At 50.3% G+C, this 15,231-nt stretch carries 19 protein-coding genes; 17 read left to right on the forward strand and 2 right to left on the reverse strand.

Annotated features, from left to right (window positions below; genetic code table 11):
* Window positions 1-12: 12 nt before the first annotated feature.
* The 13 genes from C814_RS12920 (at window position 13) to C814_RS0104665 (ending at window position 11,183) form a co-directional block, all read left to right on the forward strand.
* Entirely contained in the window at window positions 13-1,059 is a 1,047-nt protein-coding gene (locus C814_RS12920) for a sugar ABC transporter substrate-binding protein (RefSeq protein ID WP_016315767.1), read from the forward strand.
* A gap of 81 nt (window positions 1,060-1,140) precedes the next feature.
* On the forward strand, window positions 1,141-2,631 hold the full coding sequence (locus C814_RS12925) for a sugar ABC transporter ATP-binding protein (RefSeq protein ID WP_016315768.1): 1,491 nt from the start codon (window positions 1,141-1,143) through the stop codon (window positions 2,629-2,631).
* Entirely contained in the window at window positions 2,632-3,630 is a 999-nt protein-coding gene (locus C814_RS12930; protein WP_016315769.1) for an ABC transporter permease, read from the forward strand. It abuts the gene before it with no gap.
* Between the two features lie 92 nt (window positions 3,631-3,722).
* A complete protein-coding gene (locus tag C814_RS12935) occupies window positions 3,723-4,565 on the forward strand; it encodes a transketolase (RefSeq protein WP_016315770.1) in 843 nt (280 codons plus the stop codon).
* A 3-nt stretch (window positions 4,566-4,568) separates the two neighbouring features.
* Window positions 4,569-5,513, forward strand: a complete 945-nt coding sequence (locus tag C814_RS12940; RefSeq protein WP_016315771.1) for a transketolase family protein — start codon at window positions 4,569-4,571, stop codon at window positions 5,511-5,513.
* A 203-nt stretch (window positions 5,514-5,716) separates the two neighbouring features.
* Window positions 5,717-6,409, forward strand: coding sequence for a hypothetical protein (locus C814_RS12945; RefSeq protein WP_016315772.1), 693 nt, complete (start codon window positions 5,717-5,719; stop codon window positions 6,407-6,409).
* A gap of 330 nt (window positions 6,410-6,739) precedes the next feature.
* Window positions 6,740-7,531 (forward strand): M23 family metallopeptidase, encoded by a 792-nt coding sequence (locus C814_RS22950; RefSeq protein WP_016315773.1) that lies wholly within the window; start codon window positions 6,740-6,742, stop codon window positions 7,529-7,531.
* A gap of 61 nt (window positions 7,532-7,592) precedes the next feature.
* Window positions 7,593-8,615, forward strand: a complete 1,023-nt coding sequence (locus C814_RS0104660; protein ID WP_022788390.1) for a hypothetical protein — start codon at window positions 7,593-7,595, stop codon at window positions 8,613-8,615.
* A gap of 110 nt (window positions 8,616-8,725) precedes the next feature.
* The gene (locus C814_RS12950; RefSeq protein ID WP_016315775.1) at window positions 8,726-9,067 is read left to right on the forward strand and encodes a hypothetical protein; all 342 of its coding nucleotides are present in this window, start codon (window positions 8,726-8,728) and stop codon (window positions 9,065-9,067) included.
* 8 nt (window positions 9,068-9,075) lie between these two features.
* The gene (locus tag C814_RS12955; RefSeq protein WP_016315776.1) at window positions 9,076-9,492 is read left to right on the forward strand and encodes a hypothetical protein; all 417 of its coding nucleotides are present in this window, start codon (window positions 9,076-9,078) and stop codon (window positions 9,490-9,492) included.
* Window positions 9,493-9,897: 405 nt separating this feature from the next.
* Window positions 9,898-10,368, forward strand: coding sequence for a hypothetical protein (locus C814_RS12960; RefSeq protein WP_016315777.1), 471 nt, complete (start codon window positions 9,898-9,900; stop codon window positions 10,366-10,368).
* A gap of 37 nt (window positions 10,369-10,405) precedes the next feature.
* Complete coding sequence (locus C814_RS12965) at window positions 10,406-10,948, forward strand: hypothetical protein (RefSeq protein WP_016315778.1); 543 nt, start codon at window positions 10,406-10,408, stop codon at window positions 10,946-10,948.
* Between the two features lie 7 nt (window positions 10,949-10,955).
* Window positions 10,956-11,183, forward strand: a complete 228-nt coding sequence (locus C814_RS0104665; RefSeq protein WP_022788392.1) for a hypothetical protein — start codon at window positions 10,956-10,958, stop codon at window positions 11,181-11,183.
* Between the two features lie 9 nt (window positions 11,184-11,192).
* Here the strand turns inward: C814_RS0104665 and C814_RS12970 are convergent, their stop codons facing one another.
* Complete coding sequence (locus C814_RS12970) at window positions 11,193-12,344, reverse strand: sensor histidine kinase (RefSeq protein ID WP_016315779.1); 1,152 nt, start codon at window positions 12,342-12,344, stop codon at window positions 11,193-11,195.
* 269 nt (window positions 12,345-12,613) lie between these two features.
* Between C814_RS12970 and gap the strand changes: the two genes are divergently transcribed.
* The 4 genes from gap (at window position 12,614) to C814_RS12990 (ending at window position 15,027) form a co-directional block, all read left to right on the forward strand.
* The gene (gene gap / locus C814_RS12975) at window positions 12,614-13,627 is read left to right on the forward strand and encodes a type I glyceraldehyde-3-phosphate dehydrogenase (protein ID WP_016315780.1); all 1,014 of its coding nucleotides are present in this window, start codon (window positions 12,614-12,616) and stop codon (window positions 13,625-13,627) included.
* A gap of 290 nt (window positions 13,628-13,917) precedes the next feature.
* The gene (locus C814_RS12980; protein WP_016315781.1) at window positions 13,918-14,124 is read left to right on the forward strand and encodes a 4Fe-4S dicluster domain-containing protein; all 207 of its coding nucleotides are present in this window, start codon (window positions 13,918-13,920) and stop codon (window positions 14,122-14,124) included.
* A complete protein-coding gene (locus tag C814_RS12985; protein ID WP_016315782.1) occupies window positions 14,121-14,744 on the forward strand; it encodes a 4Fe-4S binding protein in 624 nt (207 codons plus the stop codon). The genes C814_RS12980 and C814_RS12985 overlap by 4 nt, the downstream gene beginning before the upstream one ends.
* Entirely contained in the window at window positions 14,692-15,027 is a 336-nt protein-coding gene (locus C814_RS12990) for an ArsR/SmtB family transcription factor (RefSeq protein WP_016315783.1), read from the forward strand. Before C814_RS12985 ends, C814_RS12990 begins: the two co-directional genes overlap by 53 nt.
* A 25-nt stretch (window positions 15,028-15,052) precedes the next feature.
* On the opposite strand, the gene C814_RS24140 is transcribed toward C814_RS12990, so the two are convergent.
* The coding region (locus C814_RS24140; protein ID WP_016315784.1) for a transposase at window positions 15,053-15,231 on the reverse strand (179 nt) is incomplete at its 5' end.

Raw genomic sequence — 15,231 nt, forward strand, 5'->3', positions numbered from 1 at the left:
GGAGGAAGTACAATGAAAGTCAAACAATTCAGCAGCATCCTGTTGGCAATGGCACTGGCAGGCGCAACCGCACTGTCCGGCTGCGGCGGTTCTTCGGCACCGGCTTCGTCGGCTGCTCCGGCATCGAGCGCGGCTCCTGCCGCTTCGAGCGAGGCTGCACCGGCAGAGTCCACCCCGGCAGCCGACGGTGACAAAATCACCATCGGCTATGCGCCCACCACGATGAACAACCCGTTCTGGCTCGCAGTGCTTGACGGCGTCAAATCGGTCACCGATTCGATGGACAACGTTGAGATCGTCACTATCGACTGCCAGAACGACCAGTCCCGTATGAACGACCAGATCGGCGACCTGCTGGCTTCCGGCATCGACGCGCTGCTCGTCGCCCCGATGGACTCCACCGGCGTAAAACCCGCGCTCGAGGCCTGCCAGCGGGAAGGTGTCCCGGTCATCAACTTCGATACCCCGGTCACCGATGTTGACCTCGTTGAGTCGATCATCGCTTCGAACAACTACAATGCGGGCGTTGTCGTTGCAAAAGACATGATGGAGAAGCTCGAGAAGGGTTCCAAGGTTGCGGTTCTGCATTCTCCTTCCGGTCAGGCATGTATCGACCGTGCGGCTGGCTTCTATGACACGATCGGTTATAAGTCTGATGATCCGTACTTCGAGGTCGTTCAGGAGCTGGACGGCAAGGGCGACACCGGTGTTTCGCTGCCGCTGGCCGAGGATATTCTCCAGGGTTCCCCGGATCTGGGCGCGTTCTTCGCGGTCAACGATCCGTCTGCAATGGGCTGCGTACAGGCACTCCAGGCACATCCCGAGCTTCAGGGCGTTCTGGTCTACGGCGTTGACGGCAACCCGGATGCAAAAGCCATGATCGAGGCAGGCACCATGACCGGTACCGGCGCACAGTCCCCCGAGACCATCGGTTCCAAATCCGCAGAGACCGCGCTTCAGGTTCTGAAGGGTGAGACGGTTGAGCACGACATCGTTATCGATACCTTCATCATCAACAGCGACAACGTCAGCCAGTACGGCACCGACGGTTGGCAGTAAGCTCAAACATAACAGCTTCCCGGAGTGGGGGATTCCCGGGAGAGCGGCGGTAGCCGCTCTCCCGTTTACGGAGGTGGAAGAATGCAGAAAAAACTTTTGAGGATGGAAAACGTCTCTAAGCTGTTCCCCGGCGTCAAGGCGCTGGATAATGTCAACCTCGATCTTGAGGCGGGGGAGGTGCTGGGCCTGCTCGGTGAAAACGGCGCGGGCAAGTCCACCCTCATGAACGTGCTGGGCGGCATCTACAAACCCGAAACCGGTCAGATCTATCTTGATGATGAGCCGGTCACGATCAATGGCGTTCTGGATTCCCAGAGCAAGGGGATCGCCTTTATCCACCAGGAGCTGGCGCTCGAACCCTACCTGACGGTTGCGGAAAACATCTTCCTCGGCAGGGAGATGAAGAATTCGCTGGGCATGGTGAGCAAGCCTTTAATGTACGAAGCGGCAAAACCGTATCTCGAAATTGTGGGTCTCGACATCTCTCCGTCCAGCCATGTTTCCCATCTCAGTACCGGCCAGCAGCAGATGGTGGAGATTGCCAAGGCATTTTCTTTGAACGCGAGAATTATCGTCATGGATGAACCTACCTCTTCTCTCTCGGAAAAAGAGGTGGAAATCCTCTTCAAAACCATCCGGGATCTGAAAAGACGGAACATCGGCGTCATCTATATTTCGCACAAGATGTCCGAAATCTTCGAACTGACCGACCGGATCACCGTCATGCGGGATGGCACCTACATAGGCACCAAAAACACCAGCGAAACCAATGAGGACGAACTGATCCGGATGATGGTCGGACGCGAACTCGGAAACTACTATGTGCGTACCTTTAACGAACCGGGGGCAGTCGCGCTCGAGGTGCGGCATATCTCGGCAGGCAAGCAGGTCAAGGACTGCTCGTTCCAGCTGCACAAGGGGGAAATCCTCGGATTTTATGGGCTGATCGGCGCAGGACGCTCCGAGCTGATGCAGGCAATCATGGGGCTGGATAAGCGGGACAGCGGTGAGATCGAGCTGTTTGGCCACCGGCATGACAACATTACCCCCCTCGAGAGCCAGAAGCTCGGCATGGCGCTTGTGCCTGAAAGCCGCAAGACGCAGGGTCTGATCCTGGACAACACCGTGGCATTCAACACTACCCTTGCGGTGCTCGACCAGTTTATCAAGAATCTGGTGGTCAACTTCAAGGTGGAACGGGAGATTGTGGAAAACGGGGTCAAGAGCATGAATATCAAGACACCGTCGATCACCCAGCGGGTCGGCAACCTCTCGGGCGGAAACCAGCAGAAGGTGGTGCTCGCCAAGTGGCTGGCGACCAATCCCAAAATCCTCATCCTTGATGAACCTACCCGCGGCATCGACGTCGGAGCCAAGGCGGAGATCTATAAGATCATCAACGACCTTGCCGCGCAGGGCATCGCGATTATCATGATCTCCTCCGAGCTGAACGAGGTCATGAATATGTGCGACCGCATGGCGGTGATGCGCGAGGGTGAGATCGCAGGATTCCTCGACCATCAGGACTTCTCGCAGGACCTGATCCTGAAGTATGCGTTAGGAGGCAGTTAAATGGAAGAAAAATTGCTCGACCGGTATGAGAACCACGTTATCCTCGGGCCGATCGTCCGCTTCCTCAAAGCGAATATCGGTATCCTCATCGGTTTCCTTGTTCTGTTTGTAATCCTCAGTTTCACAGCTGATAACTTCTTCACCACCGCGAACTTTCTGAACGTCTTGCGCACCATCTCGACCAATGCGTTCCTCGCAATCGGCGTCATGATGGCGATTATGCTCGGCGGTATCGACCTGACCGGCGGCGCCCTGATCGCGTTTTCGGGCGTTGTCACTGTTGTTTCCATGCAGCGGTACGGCGTTTCGATCCCGGTCGCGGTATTCCTCGGACTGATTATCGGCGTTATCGTCGGGTTCATCAACGGTGTGGTTATCGCTTACACCGGTATCCATCCGTTCGTCGTCACCCTCGCGATGCAGAGTGTCTGCCGCGGTGCGGCTTACCTGATCGCCAACGGCCAGCCGGTTTCGATCACCAATGAACCGTTTACCCGCTTGGGCAACGGGTTCCTTGGCCCCCTGCCGCTGCCGGTGATCTACACCATCGTGTTTGTGTTCCTCGCTTACCTGCTGCTGAACAAAACCAAGATCGGCCGCCACGTGTTTGCGGTTGGCGGCAATGCCACTGCCGCGCGGTTCAGCGGTATCAACATCAAAAAGGTCAAGATCATGGTCTGGACGATCAGCGGCTTCCTCGCTTCGTTCGGCGGCGTGATCCTCGCTTCCCGTATGTCCTCCGGCCAGCCTGCGGTCGGCATCGGCTTTGAGACCGACGCGATCGCTGCTGCGGTCCTCGGCGGAACCAGTATGTACGGCGGTGTCGGTACGGTCGGCGGTATGTTCATCGGTGTTCTGGTCATTGGTATCATCAGCAACGGGCTCAACCTGCTCCGCGTCAACTCCTATTGGCAGTATGTCGCCAAAGGCATCATCATCCTGATCGCGGTTTATATTGATATGTATAAGAACCGCAAGCAGAATGCCCGCAAGGAATGATCCTATGCTGTTGAAAAAAGATTCAAAAATCTGGAAAAAACGATCCTGATTCTTTTGGAATCGTTCGATTATGAAAACTGGAGGTCCGTTCAATGGATGCTGCAAAAGTAAAATCGCTCAACCTGACCGCCGCGAAAATGCGGCGGCATGCCCTCGAGGCGATCCAATGCGCCAATTCAGGGCATATCGGCGGCTCGTTCTCGATCGCCGAAATCCTGTCGGTGCTTTATTTCGACCGGATGCACATTGACCCCAAAAATCCCCGCTGGGAGGACCGCGACCGGTTTGTCCTCTCCAAAGGGCACTGCACCCCGACCACCTATTCGGCGCTGGCCCTGCGCGGGTTCTTCCCGGTCGAGGATCTCAAGACCTTCCGCAAGATCGACAGCAACCTCTCCGGCCACATCGAGATGAAGCATGTCCCCGGCGTGGATATGTCGGCGGGTTCGCTCGGACAGGGGCTTTCGGTCGCGACCGGAATGGCGCTCGCGGGCAAAACCGATGGTAAAAACTATCGGGTTTACGCGATCACCGGTGACGGTGAGATCGAAGAGGGCCAGATCTGGGAGGCTGCGATGGCGGCCGCTCACTTCAAACTGGATAATCTGGTCCTGTTTGTGGACAACAACCAGCTCCAGCTCGACGGCGCAGTGAGCGAGGTTATGTCGGTCAACCCGATCGACGAGAAGTTCCGGGCGTTCGGCTGGAACGCCATCAACGCCGATGGCAACGATGTGGAAGCGCTGAATGCTGCGCTCGACGAGGCGGAAAAGGTCTCGGGCAAGCCGACGGTCATCGTCTGCCATACGGTCAAGGGAAAAGGCGTCTCGATCTTTGAAGGCGGCGTGAAATGGCATGGTGGGCGTCCCACAGCGGAGGAATACAAAACCGCTTATGCGGAACTGGATGCGCGCATCGCAGAATTGGAGGGTTGATCTATGGGAGAGAAAATTTCTACCAGAGTTGCATATGGCGAGGCCCTGCGGGACTTCGGCGGGGATGAGAGGATCGTCGCGCTTGACGCCGATCTTTCCACCTGTACGATGAGCTGCTATTTTGGGGAGAAATACCCCAACCGTTTCTTTAACATCGGCATCGCCGAGGCGAATATGATTGATATGGCGGCAGGCTTTGCCACCACCGGCAAGATCGCGTTCTGTCATTCGTTCGCGATGTTCACCGCCGGGCGCGGGTATGACCAGGTGCGCAACTCGGTTGCGTATCCCCACCTGAACGTTAAGGTGATCGGCAGCCATGCCGGATTGACGGTCGGTGAGGACGGTGCAACCCATCAGTGCATCGAGGACCTGAGCCTGATGCGCACCATCCCCGGGATGGTTGTGCTCTGCCCCTGCGACGCGAACGAGGCCCGCGAGGCTGTCAAAGCGATGATCGCGTATGACGGCCCCTGCTTCATGCGCACCGGCCGCACTGCGCTCGAAACCGTTACCGACGGATTCTCCAACTACAAGTTCGAGATCGGCAAGGGTGTCACACTGGTCGAGGGCAGCGATGTCACGATCATTGCAACCGGACTGATGGTGCAGGAGTCGCTGAAAGCGGTGGAACTGCTGAAAGCTGAGGGCATCAGCGCACGTTTGATCGACATGCACACCATCAAGCCGCTTGACAGGGAACTGGTCATCAAGGCCGCGAAAGAGACCGGCGCGATCGTTACCGCCGAGGAACATAACATCATCGGCGGGCTTGGCAGCGCGGTCTGCGAGGCGATCTGCGATGAGTGCCCGATTCCGGTTGTCCGGGTCGGCGTGCAGGACGAGTTCGGCCGTTCGGGTGAGGCGGGCGCCCTGCTCAAGCTCTATGGCCTCACCCCCGAGAATGTCGCCGAGAAAGCAAAACTCGCAATCTCGAGAAAAGCGTAAAATCTGTTTCCTCCATATTTTTTGTTTTACATAGGGTTCAGGAAGCCTCCGCCGAAAGGCGGGGGCTTCCGCTTTGTGATTTTTATAAAACCGATTGACAAATCGTGGAATGCAAAGCTATACTAAAACTTGTAAATCCGGATTTACAAAATTTTCACAAAAATATCACAAGATAGGAAACGATTGAAAAGGGGTATTTCATTATGCAAAAAAAGATATGGAAAAAATCAATTTGTGCGGTATTAAGCACACTTCTGGTCTTATCTTCGGCGACATCTTTTACAGCTTTTGCAGCCGATGAGGAGACAGACGCAGCGCCATCGGCAGAAGAATTCTTCTCCTCCGAGCAGGAATTCAATTTTGATGAAAGCGACCCGATGGTCAGTCGGGCAGACCTTGGCGCATCAGACGATGATTCTATCTGGTATTTTGGGGAAGACATCTATATCCAGCGGGGTAGGCATGAAATTGTGAGGCGGAGTTTGGATTCGGGGGAAGAGGAGACGATTTATACCGATTCTGAGGGGATGGATCAGGTTGTTTTAGAGCCTCGATTGGCCTATATTATGAAAAAAGATACCATTTACCGTCTCTATATTCCGACACGCCAGCTCGAACCCGTTTTTACGGACAGCGCGCTTGAAAGATTTTATCCCATTTCCAACCTCAAAATTGGTGTTTATCTTACCAATCCGGAGTGGACCCGCTATCTGGAGGAAACCGGCGATACCGAAAATGAGCATGGAATTCCGGAAAGGTTCGAGTATATTGTAAATCTTGTCACCGGCGGAAAAACCGAGACGATCGGATATAGAGGGGAGGGGCTGGAACTCCCGATTTGGTTTTCCGTGATCTGCCGTATGGTCGCTACGGCCCTGATTCCGGATTTGACTTAGATACAAAAATTCCGCAATCGAAAACCATTTTCTTCTAATTTTTTGTTTTACATAGGGTTCAGGAAGCCCCCGCCTTTCGGCGGGGGCTTCCTCTTTGCTTTTATACAGTAATTTTAATATTTATTTATATAAAAACAGCAATTGTATTTATACATTAAAAATAATTTTATTATATAAAATTGTTTTATTTTAACGAAATTTGTGTAAAAGATAATCTTTTTTAAGAAAACGGATTGACAAATCTTGTATGTAGAACTATACTGGATTTGTAATCCGGATTTACAAAATTTTCACAAGAATATCACAAAATTTTACAAGAGAGGATTTTAGATGAAAAAATGGATGGCAGTTGCCATGGCAACTGTATCGATGTTCACATTAACTTGTAATGCATTCGCTGTATCGCGAGCCAGTGCTTATGCTGGAACTAGTTGGCGCTATTTCTTATCAAATTCAACGACAACCGCAAATAAAACAATATCGCAAGACTTTGGTGGAACTCATATGGGGATAGATATCCCTGTTGGTGAAGGAACAACTGCGTATTGTGTGGCTGACGGTATAGTAGAACTTGCTTTTGTAAAATTTAATGATAGTGGAAAACCGTATCCTAGCGATACAGTTGGGTATGGATTGGCGCTGAAAACAAATACTTCAGATCCGGGAACAAAAAATAAGCTTATTGTAACATATCAGCACTTCCAATCTCGCCCGATTAAAAATAACAAAACTAATATTGCAACAGGAGACTCTTTAAGCAAAGGAGATACTATTGGCAAAACTGGAAATACAGGAAATTCAACAGGTCCTCACTTGCATTTCGATGTTTCTAAAGATGGAACTTGGTGGGGAGCTAATTCTGTTAGCAAGCATGTCGATCCGAAGCTTTTCTATCCAAATGTAGAGTGGAAATATTCAAAATCTAGTAGAACCATTTCGGACTGCCAAACTTTGAATCCAGATTATGTTATGGATGTGGCGTTCATTGACTATGTCGGGCAAGCGGCTTTTGAAGAATGGGTGTCTATGACTAGTGTTACGCGTAGTGTTCAAACAGTACAAAGTTTTAAACAATATTTTAATATTACTCCGGAAATTGAAAAACAAATTCTAAATAGGTAAGCGTACCATAAAGGGAATCTGTAATGTTACGGATTCCCTCTACCACTAAGGAGTGATATTTTTGAAGCGTGATTTTCATTATATTATTTTCACCTTTTCAATGGCTCTGTTTTTAGCAGGTTGTATGCAGACAGCACAGGTTTCAGATGTTTCCCCTATCGAATCGGTAAAGGTTATTGATTTTTCCGAATGTTTGGATGAGAACAGCATCTCCCCGGCTCTGCAATTATCGGATGATTCTGTCTGGTTTCTGTCTGTTCGTGATGAAACAAGCAACAGTATCGTATACGATCTGGATACAGAAACGGTTCGGAGCAATCTTTTGGTAAAACCCGGAGAACACGCTTCCAACGACCCTCGAGGAGATCGCATGGTTTCGGTTGACGATCAGGGAAATGCGACCTGGAAAGGCAGAAAATTTGAACTTCCGAGTTTTTCCAAGGTAGTCCCAGAAAGTATTTCCCCTTCTGGCAATCGGATTGCTTATGTGGACAAGGAGAAAAAGCGGTTGATGGTTTTTGACTTTCCCAGCGAAACACTGGTGCATGAAAAAAGCCTGCCTTTTTTCTGTGTTGGGATTGACTTTTTGGAAGAAGATCACATTGTTTTGTCTGCATTGGAAGATTCGGGGGAATCTGGGCTGTTTGCTTTCAACGGTCAGACAGGAATACTATCACAGTTGGCATCTGGTGAATATAACGTTACTTCGGTGAACGAAACAAAATTTTTAATCCGTCCGGTGGTTGGAAGCACAGCACCTGACAGCCTGTTCTTTCTGTACTTGGAAGGCCAAGAGATAAAAAAATATCCACTGGATGCTCCATTGACCCCGACACAAAAAATGACGATCCGGTTAAGCCCCAATGAGAAGTTTGCGCTGACGGGTCAGGCAGATGCAGAAAATATGCATCTAACAGTTTATGAGACGGAACATTTTCGTGTGCTCTATAGCGTATCCCTGCCGGCCCAAGATTATGATTGTATCATGAATGCGTCTTATCAGCAGATTTCCAACGATGGGGAAGATATTTTGTTATTATCAAAAAGCTGGAGGCCGACTCTAATCAGAAGGAGCAGAAAATAAAAGATTAGGATAAATACCGCAAGGTGAAGATGGAGTTTTTGAAATGTACCCGTTAACAATATTTAGGGACAATAATATCAAAGAGCTTACTTAACAAGGAGTATTTTGCTATGCAAAAAAAGATATGGAAAAAATCAATTTGTGCGGTATTAAGCACACTTCTGGTCTTATCTTCGGCGACATCTTTTACAGCTTTTGCAGCCGATGAGGAGACAGACGCAGCGCCATCGGCAGAAGAATTCTTTTCTTCCGAGCAGGAATTCAATTTTGATGAAAGTGACCCGACGACCAGTCGGGCAGCCCTCGCCGCATCAGAGGATGACTCTATCTGGTATTTTGGCACAGATGTCTATATCTGGCGGGATGGTCATGAAATTGTGAGGCGGAGTTTGGATTCGGGGGAAGAGGAAACGATTTATACCGATTCTGAGACACTGGATGAGGTTTTTTAGAGCCTCGATTGGCCTACATTATGAAAAAAGATACCATTTATCGCCTTTATATTCCGACACGCCAGCTCGAACCCGTTTTTACGGACAGCGCGCTTGAAAGATTTTATCCCATTTCCAACCTCAAAATTGGTGTTTATCTTACCAATCCGGAGTGGACCCGCTATCTGGAGGAAACCGGCGATACCGAAAATGAGCATGGGATTCCGGGAAAGTTCGAGTATATCGTAGATCTTGCCACCGGCGAAAAAACCGAGGTGATCGAAACTTGGGGGGAAGAGATAGATGCCACCTTTCCAATCCAAGACTTTCATATGGCAGCTATACTTCTGGAACATATTTTACAAAAAATGGAATCACTTGCGATGCGGCAAACGGGAAAAAATGTCACTCTGCTGGAGTCTGCACATGGGATGCGAATAGCGTAAACGCGTCTAAATGCAACTGTAAAATATATGACAGCGCGATCCAATGCCTGGGATATGCAAAATATGTTTATGCCCAGAACAATTCTAAAAAATGGGGCAGTGCGACCAGCTATACTTATAAAACTGATACGGAAGATGAAAAAAACAGGCTGAAGCGGGACTCAAAAAGTTTGTGGAAGGTCTTAAAACAGGTTCCCATATCCGTATAGATAACAAGCATTCGGTCATCGTTACTTCTACAGGAGTGACCGGCTTCAATACCATTGAGGCGAATGCGGACGGTGCAAGCTGTAAAGTTACCACCAGATTACATCGCTATTCTGATATAGTGGAAAAAGGCCAAACCATATCACAGGGTGTCGTGATAGCACCCTGTGATTCTGTGCATAAGAAGGAGAATTTGTAATGAGAAAATATACTATGTTTGTTGGAAAATGGTTACTTTTATTTATTGGGGTTTCCGTACTTACTCTTGTAAATTCAATTTTTGCTTCTATATATAATTATTTCGGTGTTACCTATACACAATATGGCGCTCTAATTTTCTTCTTGAGCCTTGCAATTTTTATCCTGTTCAATCTTAGCATTGGAGTGTTGCTCTGTTTTCTACTCCACAAACTTCCATTTTTTCGGATCTGCTACCGGGTGCTGCCCCGCAAGCAGATTTTTGGGGCCATCTTCGGACTTGCGCTCGGATTTTTTGCGATTGACGCCAGAATCATAAACTTGCCCTATTGGATAGGCAGGTTTTCACCCAATGCGATGAGCTGCCTGTATTGCATAGGCGTTTTTATCGGCTACGAGCTTTTTTCAATGTTTGCGGTTAAGCGGGCGCAATCCCAAATAAAACAGCAGAATCACAGGGTGTCGTGTTAGCGCCCTGTGATCCTGTGCATAAGAAGGAGAATTTGTAATGAAAAAATATATTATGCTTATTGGAAAATTATTGCTTTTGGTTATTGCGGTTTATGTACTTACCTTTGTAAATTCGATTCTTGCGTCTATGCTAAATTATTTTTATGCTACCTATGAGCAATATTATGGTATTCTGTTCGAACTTTTAGGCTGGGCCGCGTTTGCCCTGTTTAACATTGGCATCGGGATGCTGCTCTGTTTTCTGGTACATAAGCTGCCGTTTTTCCGGACCGGTTACCGGGTATTGCCCCGCAAGCAGATCTTTTGGGTGATCTTCGGACTGATACTCGGATTTTTTGCGCTTGGTACTAGGCTCGTAGACTTGCCTTATGGGGAGATGGAACTGATGCTTCGTGTTCCTCTGCGTTTTATATTTCAGCACCTTCCATGTGGGTGGGACGAAATAGCCGCCGTCCCATGGATAGGAAGGTTTTTGCCTCATGAGGGGACCTGCCTGTATTGCATAGGCGTTTTTATCGGCTACGAGCTTTTTTCTCTATTCGCAGTCAAGCAGATGCAATCCCAGAAAGCGCAAGGATGAGGCTGCAATGTTTTTAGAAGAGGTTCCTTTGGATAATACCATCATACCAAAAGGAAAAACGCTGTTGGGCAGGATTCCCCGTCCAGCGGCGTTTTTGGCGGTTTGTACGGGGAATGGAAAAGTCCTCATAAAAAAGAAAAACCCCCTTGGAAATCCTGCTTTAAAAACGCGAAACAGATTCTCAGGGATACTTCTTTGTATCCGGAGCCAGGACAGAGGCGTCGGATTTTCTTGAAATTTGGGGTCAGCGGAGGGGGCATTGGACACTGTCGGCAAACGCAACATGGACGGTGGAAAACTGGTTGGAGAGGTATTCGGATGAGCTGCATTCCACAGAGGGCGTCCCTTTGATGTCGTGCAGGAGGATCGTGAAAGTGACGGTGGTGCCTTCCCCCGGCTGGGAGGAGAGGGTCACTGCCCCGCCGAGCATCCCAATCGCGAGCCTTGCAAGGGGAAGCCCCAGACCGTTCCCGGAGAATGGATGGTCCCCATGTCGGTAGGAGAAATAAGGCTCAAACACTTGGGGAAGGATATTCTCCGGAATGCCCAGACCGTGGTCTGAAATCGAGAAGAGCAGCCGCTGTCCGGCCTGCCGCACCCGTACGCGCACCCGGTTTCCCTCCCGGGTGAACCGGGAACAGTTGGAGAGAATCTGGAGCAGCGCAATCGAGAGGCGGTTGGTATCGCAGGACGCGGGCAGCGGGCCATCCGGAATATCAGATTCAAGGGGGATGCCGTTGCTTTCGAGTACTACCGAGACCGCTCCAAGCAGCTCCCGCAGATATTGATAAAGGTCTGCCGGGCGCGGTGAAAGCGGGGCAACTGCGTTGAACATGCAGGTATAGTCGAAGATCATCCCGCAGCTGCGCAGCAACTGGAACGCGTTCTGGTTGATGGACTCAAAATAAGGCCCGCTCGCCTCAATGCAGTCGCTTCCGGCGGAAGCACAGACATGCATCAGCCCATGAAGCGATGCAAAAATATTGCTCAACGGCAGCCGGTACTGGCTCGAAAAGCTCGAAAGGACCCGGTTCGCTCCCTGGGGATGCAGTCCGGTTCCGCTTGGGGAGGTAAAGACCGGCTGCACCAGATAGCGGGAAGGGTCTCCAGGGGAAAGCGCGGAAAGCCGCACCGCATTCTCCGAGAGCATCCCGCCCGGATTCATGCTGACAAAAAAGCCGCGCGCAGCAATCTCCTTTTTGACCTCGTCCGGGGCATGGCCGTTTAGAAGGAGCTGCACTCCATCTGGAAGCGCAAGACAGGGCATTGCCTGTACCGCGGCGTCGCTTGCCCAGAGGGGCGAGAAAGAACCGTCTGTGATGACGGCGGGGGTATTAGCGGCTTGAAACATACTGGTGATTTGTTGGAAGAACAAGTCGTCCTGCTGCTGCTTCATGTAATATTCCTTTCCGTATCGGGGGTCTTTTGTTATCTTCTCATTCGCTCATTGGGATATGCAGGGGATTTTTGGTGCCGGACGAAATTCGACGAATTCCGACAAATCAATTATAGTATATTACTTGGTGGTTTTCAATAAAAACCCTTACATAAAGCACGCAGGTTTGAAGAAAATAAAAAAAATCGTTTAAACTTTGACAAAGATATTGTAGTTTTTCAGGAATTGGTATAGAATATAACTATCAAAATTACAGGAGGTTGTTTCCAATGGCAATTAAAGTTGGTATTAACGGTTTTGGTCGTATCGGCAGACTTGTTTTCCGTGCGGCTGTTGCACAGCCTGAGAAGTTTGAGGTCGTCGGGATCAATGACCCGTTCATCGATGTTGATTATATGGTCTACATGACCAAGTATGATTCGATGCATGGTCGGTTCGAGGGTGAGGTCTCCGCTAAAGACGGCAAATTCGTCGTCAACGGCAAAGAGATCAAGGTCTATGACAAGATGAACCCGGCTGAGATTCCGTGGAGCGAGTGCGGCGCGGATTATGTGGTAGAGTCTACCGGTGTGTTCACCACCACCGAGAAAGCTTCTGCCCACTTCACAGGCGGCGCAAAGAAGGTTGTCATTTCGGCTCCTTCGGCGGATGCTCCGATGTTTGTCATGGGCGTCAACCAGGACAAGTACACCAAGGACATGAAGGTTGTTTCCAACGCATCCTGCACCACCAACTGCCTGGCGCCGCTGGCAAAGGTTATTAACGATAACTTCGGGATCGTTGACGGCCTGATGACCACAGTCCATTCGACTACTGCAACCCAGAAAACGGTTGATGGCCCCTCCAAGAAGGACTGGAGAGGTGGACGTGCTGCCGCGGGCAACATTATCCCCTCGTCTACCGGCGCTGCGAAAGCGGTCGGCAAGGTCATCCCTGAGCTGAACGGCAAGCTGACTGGTATGGCGTTCCGCGTTCCGACTCTTGACGTCTCGGTGGTCGACCTGACTGTCAATCTCGCGAAACCCGCGTCCTATGACGAGATCTGCAAAGCGGTCAAGGCTGCTGCGGAAGGCCCGATGAAGGGTATCCTCGACTACACCGAGGACCAGGTCGTCTCTTCCGACTTCCTCACCGATCCCCATACCTCGATCTTCGACGCCAAGGCTGGTATCGCTCTGACCGACAAGTTTGTCAAACTGGTTTCCTGGTATGACAATGAGTGGGGTTATTCCAACAAAGTTCTCATGCTCATCGGGCATATGGCTGAGGTTGACGCGAAATAAGCAACGGCTGAAGTTTTCAACGGAACAAAAACCCGCTGTACAGAAAACGCTGTACAGCGGGTTTTATGCTTTCGATGAGAAAACAGTGGAAAAAATCTCAATTTGAATCTGCCTGCTATTGAGAAACCAAGGCCTTGGTGCCTTTTCGTTTTATGCCTCTTTGCCTTGCAGAGAATGAATGAGATTTGGACGCCCATCAGGATATAGATATTGTGATAGAAGCCGGCATATTGACAGAGTCTTAATCGTATAGTATATTAGAATTATCTTAAATACTATAAGGAGGCATTATGGCAACATCAACAAGACTGGCGCGGGTTGGCAGGGAATGTGTGGCTTGTGGGAGCTGCCTGCGGGTTTGCCCAAAAGGCGCGATACGCATTGTGTCGGGTGTGACAGCTCAGATCGACGGCAATATCTGTATCGGCTGCGGAAAATGCACCAGAATCTGCCCGGCAGATGTGATTACGATTGTGCAACGGGGGGCTGTGGAATGAAACGGAACTGGTATGACTACCTTTGGGCCGCAGAGCTTCTCTATTGGGCATTGGGGCTGTGCAATATCCTTTTTGCCTGGTTGGGCATGTTCTTCTTCTTTATCCCCCTGCTAATGGCCGTGATTGGCGGAAACAAGGTGTACTGCAACCGCTATTGCGGACGGGGACAGCTCCTGGGGCTGCTGGGCCGCAGACTTTCCCGAAATGCGCCGCCCCCTAGGTTTCTGCGCAGCTACTGGTTCCGCGGCGGATTTCTGGCATTTTTTATGGTGATGTTCGGGCTGATGCTGCGCAGCACCTGGATGGTATTTTCAGGCGCACCGCTGCGGCAGACGGTGACTCTGCTGTGGACGTTCAAGCTTCCCTGGCAATGGGCGGAGGTAGGGATGGTTTCGCCATGGATTGCCCAGTTTGCGTTTGGCTTTTTCGGTGTCATGATGACATCCACTGTTTTGGGCCTTTTCACCATGGTTCTGTTCCGCCCCCGGTCCTGGTGCGTATACTGCCCTATGGGGACGATGACGCAAGGCATTTGCAGACTGAGACAAAAGAAAGAGGATGTTGCTTGTGGAGGAAAGAGCAAAGAAGATTGCAGAGCTGCTCAAAATACTGGCCAATGAACACCGGCTGCTGATCCTCTGTGCGTTGATGCGGGGGCCGTTAGCCGTAGGGGAGATTCACCGATCTACTCCCCATATCACCGCTTCGGCGCTGTCCCAACATCTGGGGCATCTGCGCATGGCGGGGATTTTGGAGTCCCGCAAGCAGGGGATGCATGTCATCTATGAAATCCGAGATCAACGGGTGACAGCTTTGTTGGAGGCCATCAAAGAGTATTACTGCGAGGAGCAGCCGGAGGACAGCGAAAAAGACAGCGGGTTTGGTCCTCTGGGTAAGCCCTGATCTGGGCAGATGATCTAGGTAGTGTTCACATAAGCACATCGACAATGAGAGCAAAAAAGACAAAAGCCAAAAAGATAATATCCAGTTTGTCATAGCGGGTAAAAATGCGACGAAATCGCTTGATACGGCGAAAAAGCCTCTCAACTTGGTTGCGCTGTTTGTACAGCTCTTTATCATAGTCCCAAGGATCTTTGCGATTGCTTT

Origin of the sequence: Anaerotruncus sp. G3(2012), assembly GCF_000403395.2 — a bacterium.
Lineage (GTDB): Bacteria > Bacillota > Clostridia > Oscillospirales > Ruminococcaceae > Anaerotruncus.

Coding starts and splice junctions, on each gene's coding strand:
- C814_RS12920 (WP_016315767.1), top strand. CDS start 13: ATGAAAGTCAAACAATTCAGCAGCATCCTGTTGGCAATGGCACTGGCA.
- C814_RS12925 (WP_016315768.1), top strand. CDS start 1,141: ATGCAGAAAAAACTTTTGAGGATGGAAAACGTCTCTAAGCTGTTCCCC.
- C814_RS12930 (WP_016315769.1), top strand. CDS start 2,632: ATGGAAGAAAAATTGCTCGACCGGTATGAGAACCACGTTATCCTCGGG.
- C814_RS12935 (WP_016315770.1), top strand. CDS start 3,723: ATGGATGCTGCAAAAGTAAAATCGCTCAACCTGACCGCCGCGAAAATG.
- C814_RS12940 (WP_016315771.1), top strand. CDS start 4,569: ATGGGAGAGAAAATTTCTACCAGAGTTGCATATGGCGAGGCCCTGCGG.
- C814_RS12945 (WP_016315772.1), top strand. CDS start 5,717: ATGCAAAAAAAGATATGGAAAAAATCAATTTGTGCGGTATTAAGCACA.
- C814_RS22950 (WP_016315773.1), top strand. CDS start 6,740: ATGAAAAAATGGATGGCAGTTGCCATGGCAACTGTATCGATGTTCACA.
- C814_RS12950 (WP_016315775.1), top strand. CDS start 8,726: ATGCAAAAAAAGATATGGAAAAAATCAATTTGTGCGGTATTAAGCACA.
- C814_RS12960 (WP_016315777.1), top strand. CDS start 9,898: ATGAGAAAATATACTATGTTTGTTGGAAAATGGTTACTTTTATTTATT.
- C814_RS12965 (WP_016315778.1), top strand. CDS start 10,406: ATGAAAAAATATATTATGCTTATTGGAAAATTATTGCTTTTGGTTATT.
- C814_RS0104665 (WP_022788392.1), top strand. CDS start 10,956: ATGTTTTTAGAAGAGGTTCCTTTGGATAATACCATCATACCAAAAGGA.
- C814_RS12970 (WP_016315779.1), bottom strand. CDS start 12,344: ATGAAGCAGCAGCAGGACGACTTGTTCTTCCAACAAATCACCAGTATG.
- gap (WP_016315780.1), top strand. CDS start 12,614: ATGGCAATTAAAGTTGGTATTAACGGTTTTGGTCGTATCGGCAGACTT.
- C814_RS12980 (WP_016315781.1), top strand. CDS start 13,918: ATGGCAACATCAACAAGACTGGCGCGGGTTGGCAGGGAATGTGTGGCT.
- C814_RS12985 (WP_016315782.1), top strand. CDS start 14,121: ATGAAACGGAACTGGTATGACTACCTTTGGGCCGCAGAGCTTCTCTAT.